The 19,081-nt window shown below is 71.1% G+C and carries 13 protein-coding genes; 3 read left to right on the top strand and 10 right to left on the bottom strand.

Going from position 1 to position 19,081, the window contains the following annotated elements:
• From ACJ73U_RS38910 to ACJ73U_RS38900, 3 genes are all read left to right on the top strand, one after another.
• A partial coding sequence (locus ACJ73U_RS38910) for a hypothetical protein (protein WP_407782787.1) occupies nucleotides 1-663 on the top strand: 663 nt, incomplete at its 5' end.
• Nucleotides 664-673: 10 nt separating this feature from the next.
• On the top strand, nucleotides 674-1,447 hold the full coding sequence (locus tag ACJ73U_RS38905) for a hypothetical protein (protein WP_407782786.1): 774 nt from the start codon (nucleotides 674-676) through the stop codon (nucleotides 1,445-1,447).
• 108 nt (nucleotides 1,448-1,555) lie between these two features.
• The gene (locus ACJ73U_RS38900; RefSeq protein WP_407782785.1) at nucleotides 1,556-5,182 is read left to right on the top strand and encodes a hypothetical protein; all 3,627 of its coding nucleotides are present in this window, start codon (nucleotides 1,556-1,558) and stop codon (nucleotides 5,180-5,182) included.
• A 28-nt stretch (nucleotides 5,183-5,210) separates the two neighbouring features.
• Here ACJ73U_RS38900 and ACJ73U_RS38895 read toward each other — a convergent pair whose 3' ends face one another.
• From ACJ73U_RS38895 to ACJ73U_RS38850, 10 genes are all read right to left on the bottom strand, one after another.
• Nucleotides 5,211-6,533, bottom strand: a complete 1,323-nt coding sequence (locus ACJ73U_RS38895) for a DUF4241 domain-containing protein (RefSeq protein WP_407782784.1) — start codon at nucleotides 6,531-6,533, stop codon at nucleotides 5,211-5,213.
• 48 nt (nucleotides 6,534-6,581) lie between these two features.
• Nucleotides 6,582-6,878 carry a hypothetical protein gene (locus ACJ73U_RS38890; protein WP_407782783.1) on the bottom strand — a complete coding sequence of 99 codons (297 nt, stop codon included), beginning with the start codon at nucleotides 6,876-6,878 and terminating at the stop codon, nucleotides 6,582-6,584.
• Between the two features lie 6 nt (nucleotides 6,879-6,884).
• On the bottom strand, nucleotides 6,885-8,960 hold the full coding sequence (locus ACJ73U_RS38885) for an ATP-binding protein (protein WP_407782782.1): 2,076 nt from the start codon (nucleotides 8,958-8,960) through the stop codon (nucleotides 6,885-6,887).
• Between the two features lie 65 nt (nucleotides 8,961-9,025).
• The gene (locus ACJ73U_RS38880; RefSeq protein ID WP_407782781.1) at nucleotides 9,026-10,732 is read right to left on the bottom strand and encodes a hypothetical protein; all 1,707 of its coding nucleotides are present in this window, start codon (nucleotides 10,730-10,732) and stop codon (nucleotides 9,026-9,028) included.
• Nucleotides 10,729-11,256: a hypothetical protein gene (locus tag ACJ73U_RS38875; protein WP_407782780.1), complete on the bottom strand. Its 528-nt coding sequence runs from the start codon at nucleotides 11,254-11,256 to the stop codon at nucleotides 10,729-10,731. Before ACJ73U_RS38875 ends, ACJ73U_RS38880 begins: the two co-directional genes overlap by 4 nt.
• A gap of 2 nt (nucleotides 11,257-11,258) precedes the next feature.
• Entirely contained in the window at nucleotides 11,259-12,377 is a 1,119-nt protein-coding gene (locus tag ACJ73U_RS38870) for a hypothetical protein (RefSeq protein WP_407782779.1), read from the bottom strand.
• Nucleotides 12,374-14,407 (bottom strand): hypothetical protein, encoded by a 2,034-nt coding sequence (locus ACJ73U_RS38865; protein ID WP_407782778.1) that lies wholly within the window; start codon nucleotides 14,405-14,407, stop codon nucleotides 12,374-12,376. The genes ACJ73U_RS38870 and ACJ73U_RS38865 overlap by 4 nt, the downstream gene beginning before the upstream one ends.
• Complete coding sequence (locus ACJ73U_RS38860; protein ID WP_407782777.1) at nucleotides 14,404-15,693, bottom strand: hypothetical protein; 1,290 nt, start codon at nucleotides 15,691-15,693, stop codon at nucleotides 14,404-14,406. The genes ACJ73U_RS38865 and ACJ73U_RS38860 overlap by 4 nt, the downstream gene beginning before the upstream one ends.
• Before the next feature lie 14 nt (nucleotides 15,694-15,707).
• A complete protein-coding gene (locus tag ACJ73U_RS38855; RefSeq protein ID WP_407782776.1) occupies nucleotides 15,708-17,639 on the bottom strand; it encodes a phage tail protein I in 1,932 nt (643 codons plus the stop codon).
• Nucleotides 17,636-19,081: putative baseplate assembly protein (locus ACJ73U_RS38850; protein WP_407782775.1), on the bottom strand; the 1,446-nt coding region annotated here is incomplete at its 5' end. The genes ACJ73U_RS38850 and ACJ73U_RS38855, both read right to left, overlap by 4 nt.

Genomic DNA, 19,081 nt, shown 5'->3' with positions numbered 1-19,081 from the left:
GCCTTCCAGCACTACGCCGACGACCGCCGGCTGGTGATCGACGTCCGGCCGACGAACAAGGACTCGGTGCCGCACCTGGAACGCGGTGCCCTCTACAAGCCGGAGGATGTCAAGGCGAAGACGATCAACACGGCGGACACGTACCTCAGCGTCGAGCCGGAGAAGAAGGGCAAGGTAGGGTTCTTCGTCAACGCCGTGCCGCTGCCCCGCAGGCGGGGGCTGTCGAAGGCGGAGATCAAGGCGGGGCAGGACCGGTACCGCATGCGGGTCGAGGAACGCAGGACCTACGGCGGCACGATGCGGAAACTCGCGCGGAGGCCGGCTCCGCTGGGCCGTTTCGAGGTGACCGGCTATGTGGTCTACGGCTACGACAAGCACCTGGTCCGCCAGCCGGTCGCCGGCGACCACGACATGTACGACATCCGCCGGACGGACGGCTCCCACCTCCCCGAGGATCAGTACCTCGCACTCGTCGAAGACATGAAGAGGGACGAGTTCGGCGTGATGCACGGCGCGGTCGTGTACTGGAAGCCCAAACCGCTGAAGGACCGGCGGATGCGGGACAACCTGGTGGCACAGCACAAGCGGGACGGCAACGAGGGCCTGGTGCGGTTCGCGCCGGGCCAACCGCCACGCTACGTCCGCGCCGAGACACCGCTGTAGGAGGTGGGGATTGACCGCCGACGAACGACGACGGCTGATGGCCGAGGGCACGCGGTCGCACGAGCAGGCGAAGGCGCTGCGCGACGCCGACCGGATGACGGAGGCGTTCGCCCTGTTCGACCGCGTCCACGACATCAACAGGCGCTACCGCGAACTGCTGCCCGACGTGACGGTCGCCCGCTGCCCGCACACCCGGGCGCTGGTCCGGTGGCCGATCGACACCATGGGGCTGGACTCCTGGTTCTGGGACTACCTCGCGCCGGTACGACGCGTGCCGCAGTCACTGCCACCGACCTGGATCGCGATGACGGGCGCGATGCGGCTCGCCGAGCCGGTCGAGCACCCGGCGTTCGCCGTCGTCCCCGGTCCCGACGCGCCGTTCGTGGTGCCACGCATCCTCAGGGGCGACGGCGTGCGGGCGGTGATCGCCGAGGTGCCGGTCGGCGGGCACACCGGCTGGGCGCTCAGCTACTTCGGCACACCACCCGAGGACGTCGCTCTGGTCAACCTGTGGGGCACCAACACCTACCCGGTTCACGAGGACGGCGAGTGGGTCGGGTGGGACCAGGCACGTCCTTCCGTTGCGCACTACGATTTCGACCTGGTCCCGTGGCTCCGCTCGGCCAAGCTGCTGTGGATCGAGCCGGGCGACGAGTCCGCGACGCTGCGGGAGGGGCCCGACGGCTGCCCCTACACCGGCATCGCGGGCCGGCGGCAGATCACGGTCATCAGCAACGGCGTCGTCCGACACGTCCGCGCGTTCGCCGGTCATGGCGCCGGCTGAGGACGTTTCCGCAACGCCCTGGTGACGGCCGACTGCGACGCTGACCGTTGTCGCGGGAGGAGTCGCCGTCCGATGCCACCACCACTGGCCAGAGCCAAGCGGCCCGAGGTGGCCACCCCGGTCACGCAGCCCGAGATGGCAGCCTCGCTACCGGGGCAGGTGCGCGACCGCCCGCCCGTGCGGAAGGCTCCCCCACTCAGCCCGTCGAACGCCGCGGCGCTGGCGGCGCTGCGGGCGGGCGACAAGAAGCCGATCGCCGACCCGTCCCAGCGGGAGACGCAGGACAAGGTCGGCAACGGCGCGGTGGCGGCCGGTCTCGCCCGGGGTCCCGGGTCCGACCCCAGGTTCGCGGTCCTGAAGAAGGACGTCGCGCACAAGAAACGCACGGTCGCGAAGTCCCACCCCCCGGCGGGCCGGGAAGCGGACTCGGCGCAGCAGGCCTCGGTGCCGCCCAAGGACGACGAGGTCGCCCAGGGCAAGACGGCCAACGCCGAGAAGATGAACGACGCGAAGCCGAAGGAATTCGACAAGGACGCGTTCATCAAGGCCGTCGAGAAGGCCATCGCCGAGAAGGCGCCGAAGAACCTGGAGCAGGCCGACGAGTTCGCCGACTCCGGCAAACCCGCCGAGGTGAAGGCCGAAGTACAGGGCAAGGTCGGCGAGGGCAAGTCGGACTCGGCCGAGCAGATCGCCACGACCACCGCGGCGCCCCCGGACACCTCGGCGGCGGTCGCCAAGCAGGTCGTGCCCATGGCACCGGACCGGCCGCCGGGCACGCCGGGCACACCGGACCCGGCGAAGGCGACGCCGGACAAGCTCCCGCCGTCGGCGACCGACATGTCCGCCGGGCCCGCGCACGTCAACCAGGAGATGTCCGACGCGCAGGTCTCCGAGGCGCAGCTGAAGAAGTCCAACGAGCCGAGCTTCAACACGGCGCTCAAGGACAAGAAGACCGCGGAGCACCATTCCGAGACGGCCCCCGGCGAGCTGCGCAAGAACGAGGCGGCGCAGCTGAAGCAGACCACCGCGACGGCCAACCGCCTGGGCACGACCGCCATGGCCGCGATCGCCAACCAGCGGGTGCGCACCGGCCAGCAGGTCGGCGGCGGGAAGAAGAACGCGAAATCGTCCGACGAGGAAAAGCGGACGCAGGTAACGGGCATTCTGCAAAAGGTCTTCGACACCATGAAGACCGATGTGGAAGGCATTCTCACCGGCCTGGACAAACTGGTGGACGACCAGTTCACCCGCGGCGAGAAGGAGGCCCGGGACGCGTTCACCGCCGAACACCGCCGCAAGATGGACGAGTACAAGGACCGGCGCTACGGCGGCAGGTGGGGCTGGATCAAGTGGGGCCACGACAAGCTGTTCGGCCTGCCCGAGGAAGCGAACCAGATCTTCGTCGAGGCGCGGGACCACTACGTCAAGCGGGTCCGCGAGGTCATCGCGAAGGTGGCGGACACGATCGGCGCCGAGCTGACCCGCGCCAAGCAACGTATCGCGAAGGGCCGCGACGAGTTGCGGCAGGCCGTCGATGCCCTGCCCAAGGACCTCAAGGCCATCGGCAAGGAGGCGGCCGCAGGCTTCGCCGACAAGTTCGACGAGCTGACCCAGTCCGTCGACGACAAGAGCACCGAACTGGTCGACACCCTGGCCACGAAGTACACCGACGCCGTCAAGTCGGTCGACGACGAGATCGCCGCGGAGAAGGAGAAGAACAAGGGCTTCGTCGACAAGGCGATCGATGCCGTCAAGGGCGTCATCAAGACGATCATGGAACTGAAGGACCTGCTGCTGGGCGTGCTCGCGAAGGCCGCCCAGGCGGTCATGGGCATCCTGAAGGACCCGATCGGCTTCCTGGGCAACCTGGTGTCCGCGGTCGGCGGCGGGCTCAAGCAGTTCAAGAACAACGCTGCCGCGCACCTGCAGCAGGGCGTCCTGTCCTGGCTGCTCGGCACCGCGGCCACCGCCGGCATCGCGCTGCCGACCAGCTTCGACATCGTGGGCATCCTGCTGCTGATCGCCAGCCTGCTGGGGCTGTCGCCGGCCAACCTCCGCGCCCGCATCGCCGACAAGGTCCCGAAGGAGGCCATGTCCGCCATCGAGGCCGGCGAGCACGCACTCCCGATCGTCCTGGAGATACGAAAACGCGGCATCACAGCGCTGTGGGACGACCTCAAGTCACGGGTCGGCGACCTGAAGAAGAACCTGATCGACAATTTGGTGTCCTACCTGCTGCCGACCATCATCATCGCCGGCATCACGTGGATCATCTCGCTGTTCAACCCAGCGTCGGCATTCATCCGCGCCTGCAAGATGATCATCGACATCATCAAGTTCATCGTGACCAACGGCCGCCAGATCATCGATTTCGTCAACACGGTCCTGGACGCGGTGATCGCCATCTCGAAGGGTGGCGGCGGTGGGGTTCCCGGCCTGGTCGAGAAGGCCCTGGCGCGGTCGATCCCGGTCCTGATCGGGGCGTTGGCGGCGTTGCTCGGGGTTGGTGGCATCGCGGGGAAGGTCAAGGAGATCTTCCAGAAACTCGCCAAGCCGGTCAACAAGGCCATCGACTGGATAATCGACAAGATCGTCGCCCTGGCAAAGAAGATCTGGGCGAAGCTCAAGGCCCTTGCGAAGAAGCTCAAGGACAAGTTCAGCAGGAAGAAGAAGCCCAAGAAAGAAGTGACGCAGGAAAAGACCTCCAAGGATGAGGAGAAGGCGACGGCTCACACCGTCGAGCGGTCCACCACGGTTGGCACGGAGTCGCATACGCTCCAGGCGCGGGTGGAGGGAAAGCGCGTCACGATCCTGATGGCAAGCGAGGGGTTCGACGGCATCCGAGTCAAGGTCAAGGTTCTTCGCCAGCTGGCGAGCAACGCCCTCAGGTCGAGGGACTCGCGTGAGCAGGACTGGGGTGCGGAGCTGAACAAGGCACTGGACAACGTGGAAGGCAGAGCCGCGAAGATCGTCACTGACCACGCCGCCCTGCCGGACTCCGCTCAGCGCGACACACGGCTCAATGACTGGTTGAACGACCTGAGCGAGATGATCAGCGACATCGGTGTCAAGTTCCAGATCCCCGGTCTGACCTTCAGACGGCCGCTACACAATCCAGTGCCGTCAGCAATGGACAGCTTCGGAAGGGCAAAATGCTATTCCGGCAATCCGGTGAGTAGAGCTTCCGAGAACCGGGGAAGCCCGGCGGCCGGCTACATTCCCGGAATAGACTTGCCTGGCCTCGGCACGCTCCAGCGGGGCCACCTGTTGGCTAATCTCCTCGGCGGTTCAGGAACAGACCGACGGAATCTCTCACCGATGATCCTGGCCGCGAACACCGCGATGAAGAAGCCGGAGCGGGAAGTCGCTGACTTCATCTACACCGGTGACGTCTCCAACCAGGTCGTCTATGTCGTAGAGGTTCAACACCAGTTCTCGGACCCGACGGCGTTCCAGAAGTGGCTCGTGTCCACGTATCCGCCCGTTGCGCCGAACGGCGCCGAGCAGCTCTTCGACATCACGCGCGCTCATCGGCCGTCGGCAGCGGAGATCAACAGAGCTTTGGGCGGTCCGCCGCGCACTGCTGCGCAGCAGCAACACATCCTGCGCGGCCTCGGCTTCCATCTCCTCAGGTCGGAGATCGTCATCACCATCACTGCGACGCCAGGACCACTGAACCGTGTAGCGAAGCCGGGGTCGTCGTGGACGATCTCGAACAGCATCCCTCCACCGTGACCGAGTGACGTACGGGCAACCCTCTGCGCTATGCGAACAACCGCATGTCCGCAACGAAACTGACGACATCTCCGCTTTCGGTGCGGCCGATCCATACGGGATAACACCCGTCGCCCCATCCGCTTTCGAACGCGAGGACGTTCGCTCCTGATTCAGGCTCGTCAACGCCGGCCGTGCGTACGCCCGCGACTTCGCCATCCCGCAGAGGGTGATCGTCCTCGCGATACATCCCGGCGACGCGATGGACAGCGGCGGCGTCCATGAAACATGCGGTACCACCGTCGACACCGAAACAGTACGCCTCACCATCACGCAGCAGTCGCGGGTCCTCCCCTGGCAGGAGAGCAAGCTCCCACGTCACCGCACGTTCTTCACCGATAGCTATCCCGGCCGCGGCGACCCGTGGATCAAACCCGAGTTCGTCAGAACCACGAGCCACTCTCAGAACGAGATCATAATTGCCTGGTGGAACTGCTACCGTGAACGGTTGGCGTTCGGCAAGGAAGTAGTCGTCAGGAGCGCAGGCGACCACCCTGCCGGTCGGCAACCGTAGCAATCCCGCTCTATGGGACTCCACCAGCAGACGCTCGTCTCGTAGGAGCACCTCCTGCTGAGGTCGGGTCAGGTCGAGAATTCGCGCATCAGGCTGCATGGGTCGTGGCGGAGACCAGTTCGGCCCTGTCGCCGGTTTGGTCGCGACCCCCAATGGCGGCGGGAACCGTTCGACGAGACGACTACCAGAACCATCCCCCGGGAGTACGGGTTTCATGCGCCACATGACTTCCTGGCCGGAGAGTGCCGCCAGCTGGGCCAACGGGTCATCAGCGGGAGGCATGCGCATGGCGCCCGTCTCCCGACCGGCATCGTCCTCGACGAGAAGGTGTAACCACTCACCGAAACTGGGCGCCACCCGCGTCAGAGCCGCACGAGACGCGTCGACACTGCGTTGTCCTTGTTCCGTACTGATCAGCACTTGATTGCCCGAGCTTCCGAGGCGGGTTCGTGCAACCTGTCTGGGCGCCTCTGAACCAAACTCAGGTTGCGCCGGCTCCGGGTAGTTCCATTCGGTTTCCTCGACGAGGAAGAGGACTCGCTGTTCGTCGAGTCGGCGGAAATCGCGTTTGAGCACCCGCCGTACATTGTCGTCAAAACCCCAAACCACGCATGAATAGTGTCGCCACGATATTTCGATGAGCGCCCGTGGCCTCGAGCCACCCAGAACCAGAATGGCGTACTCCTCCCCGGCGTCGTCACGCCGACGAGCTTCAGCGGGTCGGATCGGGCCAGCGATCGCGCGTGCTTCGGGATCCCAACCTTCGCAGTAGACCATATCGAATTGTTCAACCTGCACACGAACTCCCACCGAGCACATGTCACTGCTAGTCGCAGTGCTTCGAGCCTACCGGCCGGGGCAGCACTCCTTCGTCGGCACGGCCATCGGGATGACGCGCATTGCCGCGCCTGCGATCGCCGCGTTGCCGACTCGGTCCTGGCCCGCGGCGAAGGTGGACGCCACATGTGACGGCAGGGTCTTCGAGCTGCCGTCCATGGCGGTCTTCGCGGCCTGGGCGTTGCCGATGACGGCCGGGACCAGTACCAGCTTCTTCTTGCCCCTGTCGGAGGCGGCGGCGGTGCGGAGCTCCTGGGCGGTGACCGGCACGGCGGGCTTGTGTTGCGGAGGCATCAGCTCATGCATCAACGCTCACCCCAGGGTTCCGTTGTCGGTCAGGAGTTCAGCATAGCGGCCCAGGTCGGACGGGCGGAACAGGCGCGCCTCGCGTTGGAACTGGCGGGAGATGCCTCTCACCACGTGGCGCATGGCGATTGCGGTGCCGCCCGCGTTGGCGGCGGCCAGGGCCGCCGTGCGGGCCGCTTGCGCTATGGCGGCGCCGGTCATGTCCAGGCGGCACAGGGCGTCCACGTCGACGTCCGCAGCCAGCGGGGCCTCCGGGGGGAATGCCAGTTGCCACAGGCGGCGGCGTTCAGGCACGCCGGGGCGGGGGAAGTGGATCACGAAGTGGAAGCGGCGGGTGAAGGCCGGGTCGATGTTCTCCTTCAGGTTGCTCGTCAGGATGATCAGGCCCTCGCTCGCCTCCAGGCGTTGCAGCAGGTAGCCGACTTCCAGGTTGGCGTAGCGGTCGGTGCCCTGCTTGACCTCGCCGCGTTTGCCGAACAGGGCGTCCGCCTCGTCGAAGAGCAGTACCGCGTGGCTGTCTTCCGCCTGTTGGAAGACAGCCTCCATGTTCTTCTCCGTTTCGCCCACCCACTTGGACACCAGTTGGGACAGGTCGACCTTCAGCAGTTCCAGGCCGAGGATGCCCGTCACCACCTCGGCCGACATCGTCTTGCCCGTGCCCGGCTCGCCGGTGAACAGCGCCTTCACGCCACCGGTCGACGCTCGGCGGGCGAAGCCCCACGACTCCGCGATCCTCGGCCAGGCGCGGAACGCGGACGCGATCTCCTCGACCTGCCCCATCTGGGCCTCCGGCAGGACCAGGTCCGCCGCGCCGCGGCGCGGGATGATCGACTGGACGGCACCGCTGTTGCGGCCCCGGGTCACCGTCGCTATCGCCGGCTCCACGTGGGCCGTGATGGGGTGGCCGTTGCCGGACAGCCGGGCGTCGGTGTCGGCCACCGCGGCCACCGCCCGCAGTTCGCCGCCGCTCATGCGGTAGCGGGCCGCCAGGTCCTCCAGGAGGTTCTCGTCCAGTACCGGGAAGGCCGAGGACCACATCGCGCGGCGTTCCCGGAAGCCGGGGGTGGGCACGGTCAGCTCCGCGTACGTGCGGCTGGCCAGCAGCCGCGCCGGGCGCCACGGGGTCGTGCCGGTCAGGCACAGGGGCACCCTACTGCGCAGCAGCGCGTCGTGGGGGTCCGTCGGGTGCTCGTCGGTCTGTAGCCACAGGATCGCGTTCAGCGCGGCCGCGGCGTGCAGGTCGGCCTCCACATCCGCGGTCGTGCGGCGCAGCACCCTGCCGGCGGCGCCCGCCAGTGCCTGTGCGGCGTCGACCTGGCTGTCGGGCGGGCAACCCCACAGGCCGACCGCGTCCACGTCGCCGGCGCTCAGGGCGCGGGCCAGCCTGGTGAGGCGCTCGGAGTTCAGGTACGGGGAGGCCACCTGCAGCTCGGGACGCACGACCTCGCCGGGGTCGTGGCCGAGGACGCCGACGTCGCCGCTCCACCCGAGGAGGAACTCGAACACCCCGGCGCCCAGCGCCAGCTCTTGGGCCAGCTCGGTCGGCGCCTCGCCGTAGGCACGGAGCAGGCCGTAGCGGCGCAGCCTGCCGGCGCGGCCCAGGTCACGGCGTAGGGCCAGCCGGTCCGCCGGGATCTCCGCCGCCACCGTGACCAGCAGTTCCACGCACGGCGCGCGCCGGTTCAGGTTGTCGACGACGTAGGCGTACACACGCTCGTAGGCCGGGTCCAGCTCCGGGGCCGCCACCAGCAGCAGCGCGTCCTGCTCGGTCCGGGACAGGCCGTAACGCGTCGCGAGTGCGTCCAGGGGCAGGGTCACGCCGCGCGCCGCGGCCAGGCGCCGCAGGTGCTGCTCGGACTCCGGGTCGCGCGGCGGCGGGGACGGCGGCTCGGTCATCGCCTCGGTGAACGCGTCCACGCGGTCCAGCAGGGCGTCGACCTGCTCGTCGGTCACGCAGAACGGGGTCAGGTCCGGGCGGGTCAACGCCGCCGCGGCCTGGGACTGGCGGGCGACGGCCATCCGCAGCGCCCCGTGCAGCTCCGCCAGCCGGACGCGGAGGTGCTCCACCGCGAGACCGCTCACCACCGGCTCACCGGGGACTCCGATCGCGGGGTCACGCGGTCGTTTCGGATCATGGTCCGCTCACCTCAACCACCGGAGAAGGTCAGGGTCCGGCCGCCGAGCCAGACCACGTTCGGCACGTCCGTCAGGGCGCCGGCCCGCCACAGGTCCGCGTGGCGCCGGCCCAGGGGGATCCGCACGCGCACGGACTCGGGCGTGTACCGCACCGTCGCCTCCAGGTCGGCGAACCTCGTCAGCGCGAGCACCGGGTCGGGGGTCTCCCGCTCCCGCCACAGCTGCCAGGCGATCATGCCCAGGGACAGCGACGCCGCCAGTGCGACGCCGCGGTCCAGGGCGCGGTCCGCGGCCAGCGGCACCGCACGGTGCGCCACGAACAGCGTCCGCACCAGTTCGCCGAGCCGGCCGGCCAGGCCGGGAAGTTCCGCGGCCCACCGGGTTCCCACGCCGCCCGTCGTCCACAGTGGAACCCGCCACGGCAGGCGGGACAGGGGGTCGTCGCGCAGCGGGCGCACGTCGGTCAGCACGGGGACGCCCGCGGTGGCCAGGTCACGCAGGCAGGCCGACGGGAGCGGGCTGTCGCAGACCAGCACCGGCGGTCTGCCGCTCGCCGCCCAGTGCGGCAGCAGGTCCGCCGCCGTCGGTGCCCACGCGACCGGGAACATGCCGTGCGCGTCGGCCAGCAGCACACCCCCGTCCACGCCGGCGACCAGCAGCGGATCGACCGGGTCATGGCCCCGGCACAGGGACAGCGCCAGGACGCCGTCCAGCACCGGCAGCGCTGGGCGGACCCGCTGGGCGAAGCGGGTCAGGTCCGGCACCGACGCACAGCCGGCGAACGCGGCGGCCGCGGCGTCGTCCTCGGGTGTCCTGCGCCATCCCCGTTCCGGGGCACCGAGGACCTTGTAGGCCAGGGCCGCGGCGAACAGGGAGGCGTCCGCCAGGAGGTCCACTCCGGACAGTGCCGGGCCGATCGCGTCCAGGTAACCGGTCCGCGCCAGCGGGCCGACCAGCAGGAACGGGAGCACGGAGGACACCCTCGTCTCCCCCGCCGACCAGGTCGAGGCGGCCACCTCCGGGCGAGCGGTCTGCGCCGCGACCGGCTGTTCGGTCGGCCCGGCGGCCGGGGAACCCAGCAGCTCGGCGAGCTCCGCCCGGGTGACGGGCGGTTCCGGCAGCGACAGCCGGCGAGCCAGCTCCGCCGTCAGCTCCGCGGCCGGCCCCACGAGCCGCACGGCCGACGGCTCGATGCCCGCTCCGCCTGGCTGTGCGGCGGCGGCCGGTCCGACCAGCAGCGCGGACAGGTACCTGCGCAGCGTCTCCTCGGGCAGCAGCGGGAGCAACGCGGCCAGCTCGTCACGTTCGGCGAGTTCGTCGAACAGAGCGGCGACCGTCACCGGCGTGCTCGGCGACCAGTCGGTGCCGGGGACCGGACTCTGGCTTTGGCTGTCTACTTTGGATGAGTCCAGAGGCGTGGGAACCGGATCGGGCACCGGCTCACCCGGCACGGCCTCGAGAACGAGGCCGTGTGGCGTCACCACGCTTCCGCCGCGCGAGCTCAACCGGACCGACAGGCGCACCGGCTCGGTGATCTCCAGGTCCGGGCCGTCGCCGGTGAGGTACTCGTCGAACGCCGCGGCCAGCAGGTCGGGCAGGGCGTCGAGGACCCGCTGCACCAGGCCCCTGGGGTCGGGTCCCCAGCTCCACCCACCGCGTCGGACCACCCGCACCACGCACTGGTGCACGGTGATCTCGCCGGCGGTGGGTGTGCTCACTGCTTCTCGACCTTCTCCAGCCGGCCCGCCCACCCGGGGACCAGGACCAGCACACCGTGCGGGTCGTCGTCGACGAGCGTCTGGAGCGTCGTCTCCGTGCCACCCTTGTCGATCTTGTCGACCAGCAGGCTCGAGGACTGGCCGTAGGAGATCAGCACGCGGACCGGGGTGTCGTCGCCCACCTTGCCGTCGACCGCGACCGTCAGGCCGGGTACCTCGAACTTCAGCGGCACGGTCGACTTCTTCAGCGGCACGAGGGTGGGTTTCGGCGGCTGGCCGTCGCTGCCCTGGTCGACCGCGAACGCCAGCGGCTCCGCGAACACGCCGGGCTCGTCGTCCACCTCCCGGACGGCCAGGCCGCTGACCTTCAGCGTGAGGGTCGCGACCCGGTCCGCACCGAGCCAGACGCGCAGCGGCAGCTCGTCGCCGACCAGTTCGGCCACCGTCGGCGCGGCGGCGCCGTTCGCCCGGACCGCGCCGACCACATGGTTGGTCTCCTGCACGTACACCACGAAGAGGCTCATGGTCAGCCACCACCCGTCGCCGCGACCGTTGCCAGGACCAGGAAGTCGACCGCGCCCGGGCTCTCCGTGATCTCCGCGCCCGGGACGAGGAACCGCAGCCGGCACCGGACGCGCCGGTCACCGTCCACAGCGGCCTCGGACGCCGCGACGAGACCCGCGCCGGCCGGCGGGATGCGCGGGGTCACGTACACGTGCAGCGACACCCGGCCGTCAGCGACGTCCTGCGGTGCGACACCGGACGGCAGCGGCAGCACCATGCCGTCGGTCGCGCTGCCGGACGCCGCCAGCACGCTGCCGGCCGAGGCCCTGCTGGAGAAACTCCCGGCGATGGTCAGGTTCCCGTTGGACGCCACCGTCATCAGCGAGGTGACCTCGCCGGTTCCCTTGTACAGCCCGTAAACCAGGGTCGGGGAGTCCCCGCCGGACAGCACCAGCGCCGGCTTCCCCTCCTGCACCGCCGGCTGCGTCCGCAACGCCAGCTCGCCCGACCGGGCCGACACCGTGTCCGCACGCACCCCGACGTACCGCGGGCGGACGCCCCTGGCGTCGGGGAACACGGCGGTGAAGTGGCCCGCGGTCCACTGGACGTAGCCCACCAGCACCAGCGACTGGCCGGAGGGCGCGGCCGGCGCGTCGCCCACCGCGGGTGGCTGTTCGTCGGCCACCCGCTGCTCGTCGCCCAGCCGGCCGAAGGAGATCTGGTACGACTCCTCCACCCGGGTGGCTCCGGCGGTGCCGGCGCACGACGTGGGGCCACCGGCCTGCTGGGACCGGTCGACGGCGGCGAGGAACACCGGGTAGGGCTCGGACGTCGGTCGGTCGGCGCCGTTGACCTGCTCGAAATCGGCCTCGGACAGCACGACCGGTGCCGGCACCACGATCTCGCGGCCCGTCACGTCGACCGCCAACCCGGCCACCACGGTCACCTCGACGAACCGGGCACCCGTCGTCGGGTCCGTCCGGTTCTCGGTGGTCATGCCGAGCCCGTCGGCGATGCCCCAGTCGTGCGACAGCCGCGCGTGCCGGGCGGCGGCCGCGCGGGCGTAGGAGACGGTCGCCGCCAGGTCCGCGGCGGCGAGGACCTGGCCCTCGTGGAACTCCGGGCGCAGCGGAGAAGTCACGACGACTCACCCGACCGCGGTTTCCGGGCGGACCCGCCGGTCCGGCTCGACGACGACCGGCCGCGCCGCGGCGGCGGCTTCGGCTCCGCGTCGGGCTCGGGCTCGGGTTGAGCGTCGGACTCCGGTTCCCGAGCCGTGTCCGGCGCCTCCGGGGACGGCGCGCTCTCCAGGTCCGAGAGCCGGTCGGACAGCCGTTCCGGCAGCTCCTCCCGCACCCGCGACACCTGCTCGCGCGCGGTGTCCAGCTGTGCCCGCAACGCCTCCACGGTCCCGGCCAGGTCGCTCATCTGCCCACGCAGCGCGTTCAGCTCCTGCAGGCTGTCGGTCACCTCGGCCGGCACCGTGTACACCTGCTCGCGCACGGGCTTCGGCACGGTCTCCCCCGGCGCCGGGGTCACCAGGAGGTTCCACATCTGCTCCAGCGGCCCCCTGCGCCGCCACTCCTCGAGCAGCCCCGACACGTACGGCCGCGGGACCGGACCCGCGTCCGGTGTGGTCGGTGGCGTGTAGACCGGCGTCGGCTGGCAGCACACCTGCTCGGCGAGGTGGCGCAACTGGTAGAGCTTCGGCAGCCACTCGCCGTACGCCGAGCCGCCCGGCAGCACCTGCTCCCGCGTCGCCGCGCACACGCGTACGACGTCGCAGCCGTCCAGCTCCAGGTGGGCGAGCAGCACGTCGTTGTCGGTGCAGTCCACGCAGGGCGGGTTCAGCGTCGAGCAGGCCGCGTCGGTGACGAAGCGCCGCACATACGTCGTCAGCTTCCCGGCCGCCTCCGCGAGCAGGCCCAGGTCGGCCACCGTCAGCCGGCGGGTGGGATCCGGCTCCGGGACGGGCAGCGGCTGCGGGATGGCGACCGCGCGCACGTCGTCGTGCAGCCGGCAGTCCGCGATCCCGCCCACCCGGTCCAGGCGGCCGAGCAACCACTCCCGGATCCGGGCGAGGTCGGACCGGAACTCGGCCTCCAGCACGTTGTCGAGCGGGGTGCCCTGCGCCAGCAGGCGGATCTCGATGGGGGCACCGGGATCGGGCGTCGCGATCCGGTTCCTCACCTCGGCCACGACGGCCAGCGCGACCGACCGGTGCGCCGGATCGGGCCAGACCTCCTCGGCGTTCGCCTGGCTCAGGCGAACGCACGTCGCGTCCAGCACCTGCCTGGCGTCCTCGACCTCACCGAGGCCGTGGTTGTCCCGGAGGTCCTGCTGCCCCGCCTGGTCGTAGGTGTCGTACCGGGCGACGGCACTGGCCAGCGCCCGCACGTACTCGGTCAGCTGCCTGGCCACCGGCGGCTGCGGGACTCCGTCACCGTTCTCCCGCAACAGGCGCAGGTTGTCGGCATACCGGACCTCGTCCTCCTTGCCGAACGCGATCGTCCGGGTGGAGGCGGAACCGGCGATCGACATCGGGTCCAGGTACAGGCCGAGCCGCTGTGTCAGCCGGCGGATCTGCTCGTACCTGTCCTTGTCGCCGATGGCGGCCAGCAGCTTGGTGGCGGGGTTGTAGCGGTGGTCGTCGGTGGTGTCGCACCTGACGACGAACCGGAAGCCCTCCTGGACGCGGGAGGGCACGCAGCCGGGCGTGGGGCACGGTTCCTCGGTGGCGAAGGGGGCGACGGGGTCGGCCGGGGTCTCCTCGTAGCGCACGAAGAGGCCGAAGTGGCGCTGGTCGTCATCACACGGGTCGCCGCAGTCGACGCCCGGTGCGGACACCCGCAGCTCGCGGACGAGCGCCCGCACGTCGACCTTCTCCGCGCAGGACAGCACGATGTCGTTGCCGAGGCAGTCCAGCGCGTGGCCGGGGCGCACGAGTACTGAGCCGCCGGCGCAGGAGTCGCAGGTGACCTCCAGTCCACACACGACGCCCGGGCCGGACACCATCCGGTTGTGCAGCCGGTCCTTCCCGGCCACGTAGTCGGTCAGCAGGGACAGGTCGTCCTCGGTGAGCAGCTGCCCCGCGAAGAACCGCGGCCGGACGAACGCGGCCGGGAAGGCCGACGTCCCGCCGCACCCGCACCCGCAGTCTGGCTTGCTCATGAACGCTCCTCGGTGATGAAGAACCAGCTCTCGAAGACGTCCCCGCCCGCGCCGGTGCCGGAGGTCCACGGCCCGATGCCCGACGGCGGCACCAGGCAGCCGGTCGGCTCGGGATCGTGGTCGTGGTCATGATCGTGGTCGTGGTCGTGCCCGGTCTCCGTCTCGACGTCGGACGCCGCCATGCCGGTGAACGGGACCCGGCCGCCCACGTTGGTGCCGTCGACGGGACGGCAGCAGCGGTCGAGGATGAACGCCGCCCGGACCGTGACCAGCACGCGGTCGCCGTCCTGCAGCGTCTCGCGGGTCGTCTGCCGGTACCGGAACCGCCGGGTGAACTCGCCCTCGCCTGGCTCCTCGAACGTCCCGCCCATGTACCAGGTGTCGGCGTTGCGGCCGGCGCCGCCCTCGATCACCTGGATCTCCACCACGCCCGGCCGCAGGCCGTCGACGCGGACGTCGTCGGAGAACTCGACCACCAGACCGCCCGAGTTCTTCTGCGTGCCGAGCAGCTCCCTGGCCTCGCTCACCGAGTACGTGTGCCCGTGCCGCCAGTTGACGCCGGTGATCACGGTCGGCACGTGCCTGCCGAAGGGACGGCGGATGTTCATGTGGATCTGGTCGGTGCGGACCGGTCGGTTCCAGTCCACGCCGTCGATCCTCGCCAGCCACAGGACCTTGTGCTCGCACCGCGAGCAGCAGGTCTCGCAGCGCTCGTCCTTCGGTGGCTCCTTGGCGGTGACCCGGACGACGTAGCTCTCCTCGGTGTAGCCGAAGTCGCAGTCCGACGTGTCCGCGCACGCGGAGTTGAACACGGTCCTGGTCGGCTCGACCGCGCGCTCGTTGTACTCGATGCCGACCCAGACCGCGGTCGCGCCGCTGCGCTCGTCCTCGCGCAGCGCCTCCCACAGGTCGATCACGCAGCTGCCGGAGACGAGCAGCTCGTTGCCGTCGCAGTCCACGCCGAGCCCGGAGGTGATGCGCACCTTGGCCCTGCGGTGCTGGTCCGGCCTGTCCTTGTCCCCCTCGCCCGGCGCGTCGGCTGTCCTGTCGCCGGCACCGGCACTGTCGTTCTCCACCACCGGCTCGACGAAGAGCCCGCACACCACGCCGAACCCGAGCAGGCAGCGCATGCGCAGCTTCAGCTTCTCGCGGAAGTACTCCTGCTCGCGCTGGAAGTCGCGGGCGGTGAGCAGCTGGCCGTGGAAGTACCGCAACCGGCGGAACGGCTGCTGGTCGAACTCCCCGTGTTCCGGGGTCTGGGTGGCGGGCTGCGTTACCTCGGTCATCTCTTCCTGTCCTCTCAAGACACTCGCGTGTGGACCCCGACCGCGGACACCACGCCGACGCTCACGCCGTGGCGTGCGCCTCGTGGCCCGGGCCTCAGTACTCCGTCGTGGTTCAGGCGCGTGCCACCCAGCACGGGCGGCGGCAGCGGGACGAACGCGGTGTCCACCCCGACCGTCGACCGTGTGCCGACCACGAAACCCGCCCCGCCGGTCCGGACCGTTCCCCTCGTGTGGGCGGGCGCCTGCCGGACCACCAGGCGCCGCAACGCGTCCTCGTCCAGGGCCCCGCCCGCCGTGCCGCCGGGCAGCAGGACCCGGAACCGGTGGGCGTGTTCGGTGAGGGGATCGGTGTCCGGGTCGCCGAACGCGCGCAGCGGCGTCGCGCCCAGCGTCGAGGTGTCGAGCCGGAACCTGCTGGCCGACCGGCTGAACAGCCGCACCGAGCCGAGGCCGCGGGCGGTCGCCGGCGTCGCGGTCGCGCGGACCTGCGCCCAGTGCCGGTCACCGGCCAGCTCGTCGATCACCGGCTCGACGCCGAAGACGATCTCGACGGCCTGCTTCAGCGCCGCCGGTGTGCCGCGCCGCCGGTACAGCTCGGGTGCGGCGGTGATCAGCTTCCGGCGCGTGTCCGCGTCCCAGCCGGCCTCGAACGACAGGCCGAGCAACCCGGCCAGCCACGGCAGCGCCGCGTCGGGGACCCCGTCCGGGTCGAGCAGCGCGGGGTAGCGCTCGATGACCTGGTCGATCTCGGCCATGGTCGCGTCGAACAGCGACAGGAACCGCTCGGTGAAGTCGTCGGCGGCGGGATCCTGCCGGAACGCGGCGGGCAGCAGGTCCGCGCTGGTGGAGCGCGGGAAGTCGAGCCGGATCCGGTGCAGGACCGGGGTCGCGGACCCGTCGCCGGAGAGCGCCACACGGGCGGTGAGGTAGCGGCCGGGCGGCTGGTCGACGAGGAAGTCGGTGACGCCCGCGGGCGCGGTCTGCCAGTCGGACTCGGCGAACTGGTCGTCCTCGGACACCACGATCGACACCGTCACCGCGGTGCCGGCCGGCAGGTCGGCGTCCACGCGCACGCGGTGCCAGCGGCAGCGGGAGATGCCGCTGTCGATCCGCCGGGTGGTGAACTCGCCGGCGGGCACGTACACGCCGGCTTCCGGCGGTGGCTCGGGTCGCGGCTCGCCCGCCCAGGTGTAGCAGGAGGTGACGTCGCCGTCGGGGCCCTTCTCCCGGAGGCAGAACCCGTCCTCGTCGGCGGAGACCAGCGTGCTCGGCGGGAGCGCGGCGGCCAGTTCGGCCAGGGTGGCAGTCTGGAACCGGTGGTGGCCGCGCCAGATCCGCAGCCGGCCGCGGTCCCGGGTGAGCAGCCAGATCGTGCGGTCGGGGCCGATGCGGAGCCCGACGATCTCGCCGCCGACGTGTGCGTCGACGACCTCGCAGAGCCGGCCGTCCGGGCCGTACCGGCGCAGCTCGGCGCCGCCGGCCACCCACACCTGCTCGTCCTGCGCCAGCGCGACGATCGTGGCGCGCCGCCACCGGATCACCGCGGTGAGCTGGTCGCCCTCGTTGCGCCACACGAACACCCGGCCGGAGTCGACGACGGCGACGCGGTGCCCGCGTGCGGCGACCGCGACCGGCTCGTGCAGCAGCCGGGGATCGCAGCGGGGAGCCCAGACCGGCAGCCAGCCACCCGCGCAGGTGTCCCGGCGCAGCAACCGGCTCCCGGACAGCAGGTACCAGGCGCACGGGTGGCAGCCGGGCGCCAGGCGCGGGTCCGGGAACCACGGGAGCAGCTGGCCGCGGGTCGGGCCTTCGGGTGACCGGCCGTCGAAGGCGAGGCGCACGCCCGCCCGGTCGTCGAACCCGACGACGTTCGTCACCGCGTCCTGGTCCCACCCGACCACGTCGTCGAGGAGGCGGAACGTGACGGTGGTCGGCGCGCACGTCATGAGTTCTCCACGGGGATCAGCAGTGGGCGTTGCGGCCAGACGAGGTCGTTCGGCGGGATCGCGTGGTCGGTGCACGGCGGCAGCCGCACCCCGTCGACGGTCAGTGCGAGCCCGGAGACGGCGAGCACACCGGGTACGGCGAGGAGCCGGCGCACCAGCGGGGTGTGCCGCACCGCGCCGCCGAACGGCCAGCCGCCGCCGTTCTCCCCACCGCGCAACGGATCCAGGTAGGTGGTCACGGCGTCGCCCGCGCCCGCGAGGACGGCGGCCCGGTCCTGGTCGGCGTCGAGCACGACCCGGGCCTCCACGGCGACCCGCCGGAACGCGACCGAGCCGGTGACCACCGTGACACCGGCGGGCGCGACCTCCCGGGTGAGGAAGTCGGCCACCGCGCGCAGGGTCGCCGCGGACGGCACGGGCGGCTCGCCGGAGTCGTCCAGCGGCGGCACCACGAGGACGCCCACCACGCCGGGGATCGGCGCGCCGGGGAAGCCAGGGTGCAGCCCGGGCACGCCCCGCGCGCGGGCGATCGCGGCACCCGGCGCACGGAGGGCCAGCAGGCCGTAGTCGGCGGGCGCGACGGCCCGGCCGCGCGACCGCAGCTCTTCCACCCCGCGCCGCATCACGTCCTCGTCGGGCTCGGCGTCGGCGCCGCCGGTCGCGGGGAACGGGTTGTTCACGCCGGTCACGAACGGCCGCGCGGTGAGGACGCCGTTGATCGCGCCGGCCGCCACGGCACCCGCGGCGCCGCCGCCGACCCGGTACCGCACGGCACGCACGTTGCGGAAGCCCGGCGGCACGGGCGCGCCGTTGACGCCGTCGCCGAAGGTGACCACGCCGGTCGCGTAGTCGACGACGAACACGCGGTCGTCCGGCCCGTACGCGGCCAGGCTCGGGACCTCCTGCCACCGCGACGCGGACTCCCCGGTCGTGCCGAACAGGTCGGTGCCGGGGTCGTCGTCCACCTCGATCACGACGGTGCCGGCGAGGATCGGGACCTGGCTGAGCCGCAGCTGCCGCCGCACGGTGGGTGACGCGGCGTCCTGGACCGGTTCGAGCGGCTCGTCGAAGATGGTGTGCGCGGCCGTGGCGGCCACCATGTTCAGCCGCAGCCCCGAGATCAGCGGCGGCGCCACGGTGAACAGGCCGTGCGCGACCTGCAGCCGCAGCCACCGCAGTGCCGGACCGGGGCGCGCGGTCGGCGGTTGGCCGGGCGCCCACGTCCGCGGCAGCCGCAGCTCGACGGTGCCGCTGGCACGCAGCCCACCGGTCTCGTCCCGCACGACCTCGGCCGGTACGAACCGGCCGCCGTCCAGCACGTCCCAGCGCAGCAGCGGCTCGGGTGGCAGCGGCAGGGGCGTGAGACCGCCCGCGGCCGCGGGCGTCGGCGGCTCGGCCGCGATGACGACACCGAGTGTCAGCGTCGGGAGCGGGCTCGCGGT

Origin of the sequence: Actinophytocola sp. (genome assembly GCF_045807065.1) — a bacterium.
In the GTDB taxonomy this organism is placed as follows: Bacteria; Actinomycetota; Actinomycetes; order Mycobacteriales; family Pseudonocardiaceae; genus Actinophytocola.
This window is presented reverse-complemented; position numbering and strand designations above follow the sequence as displayed.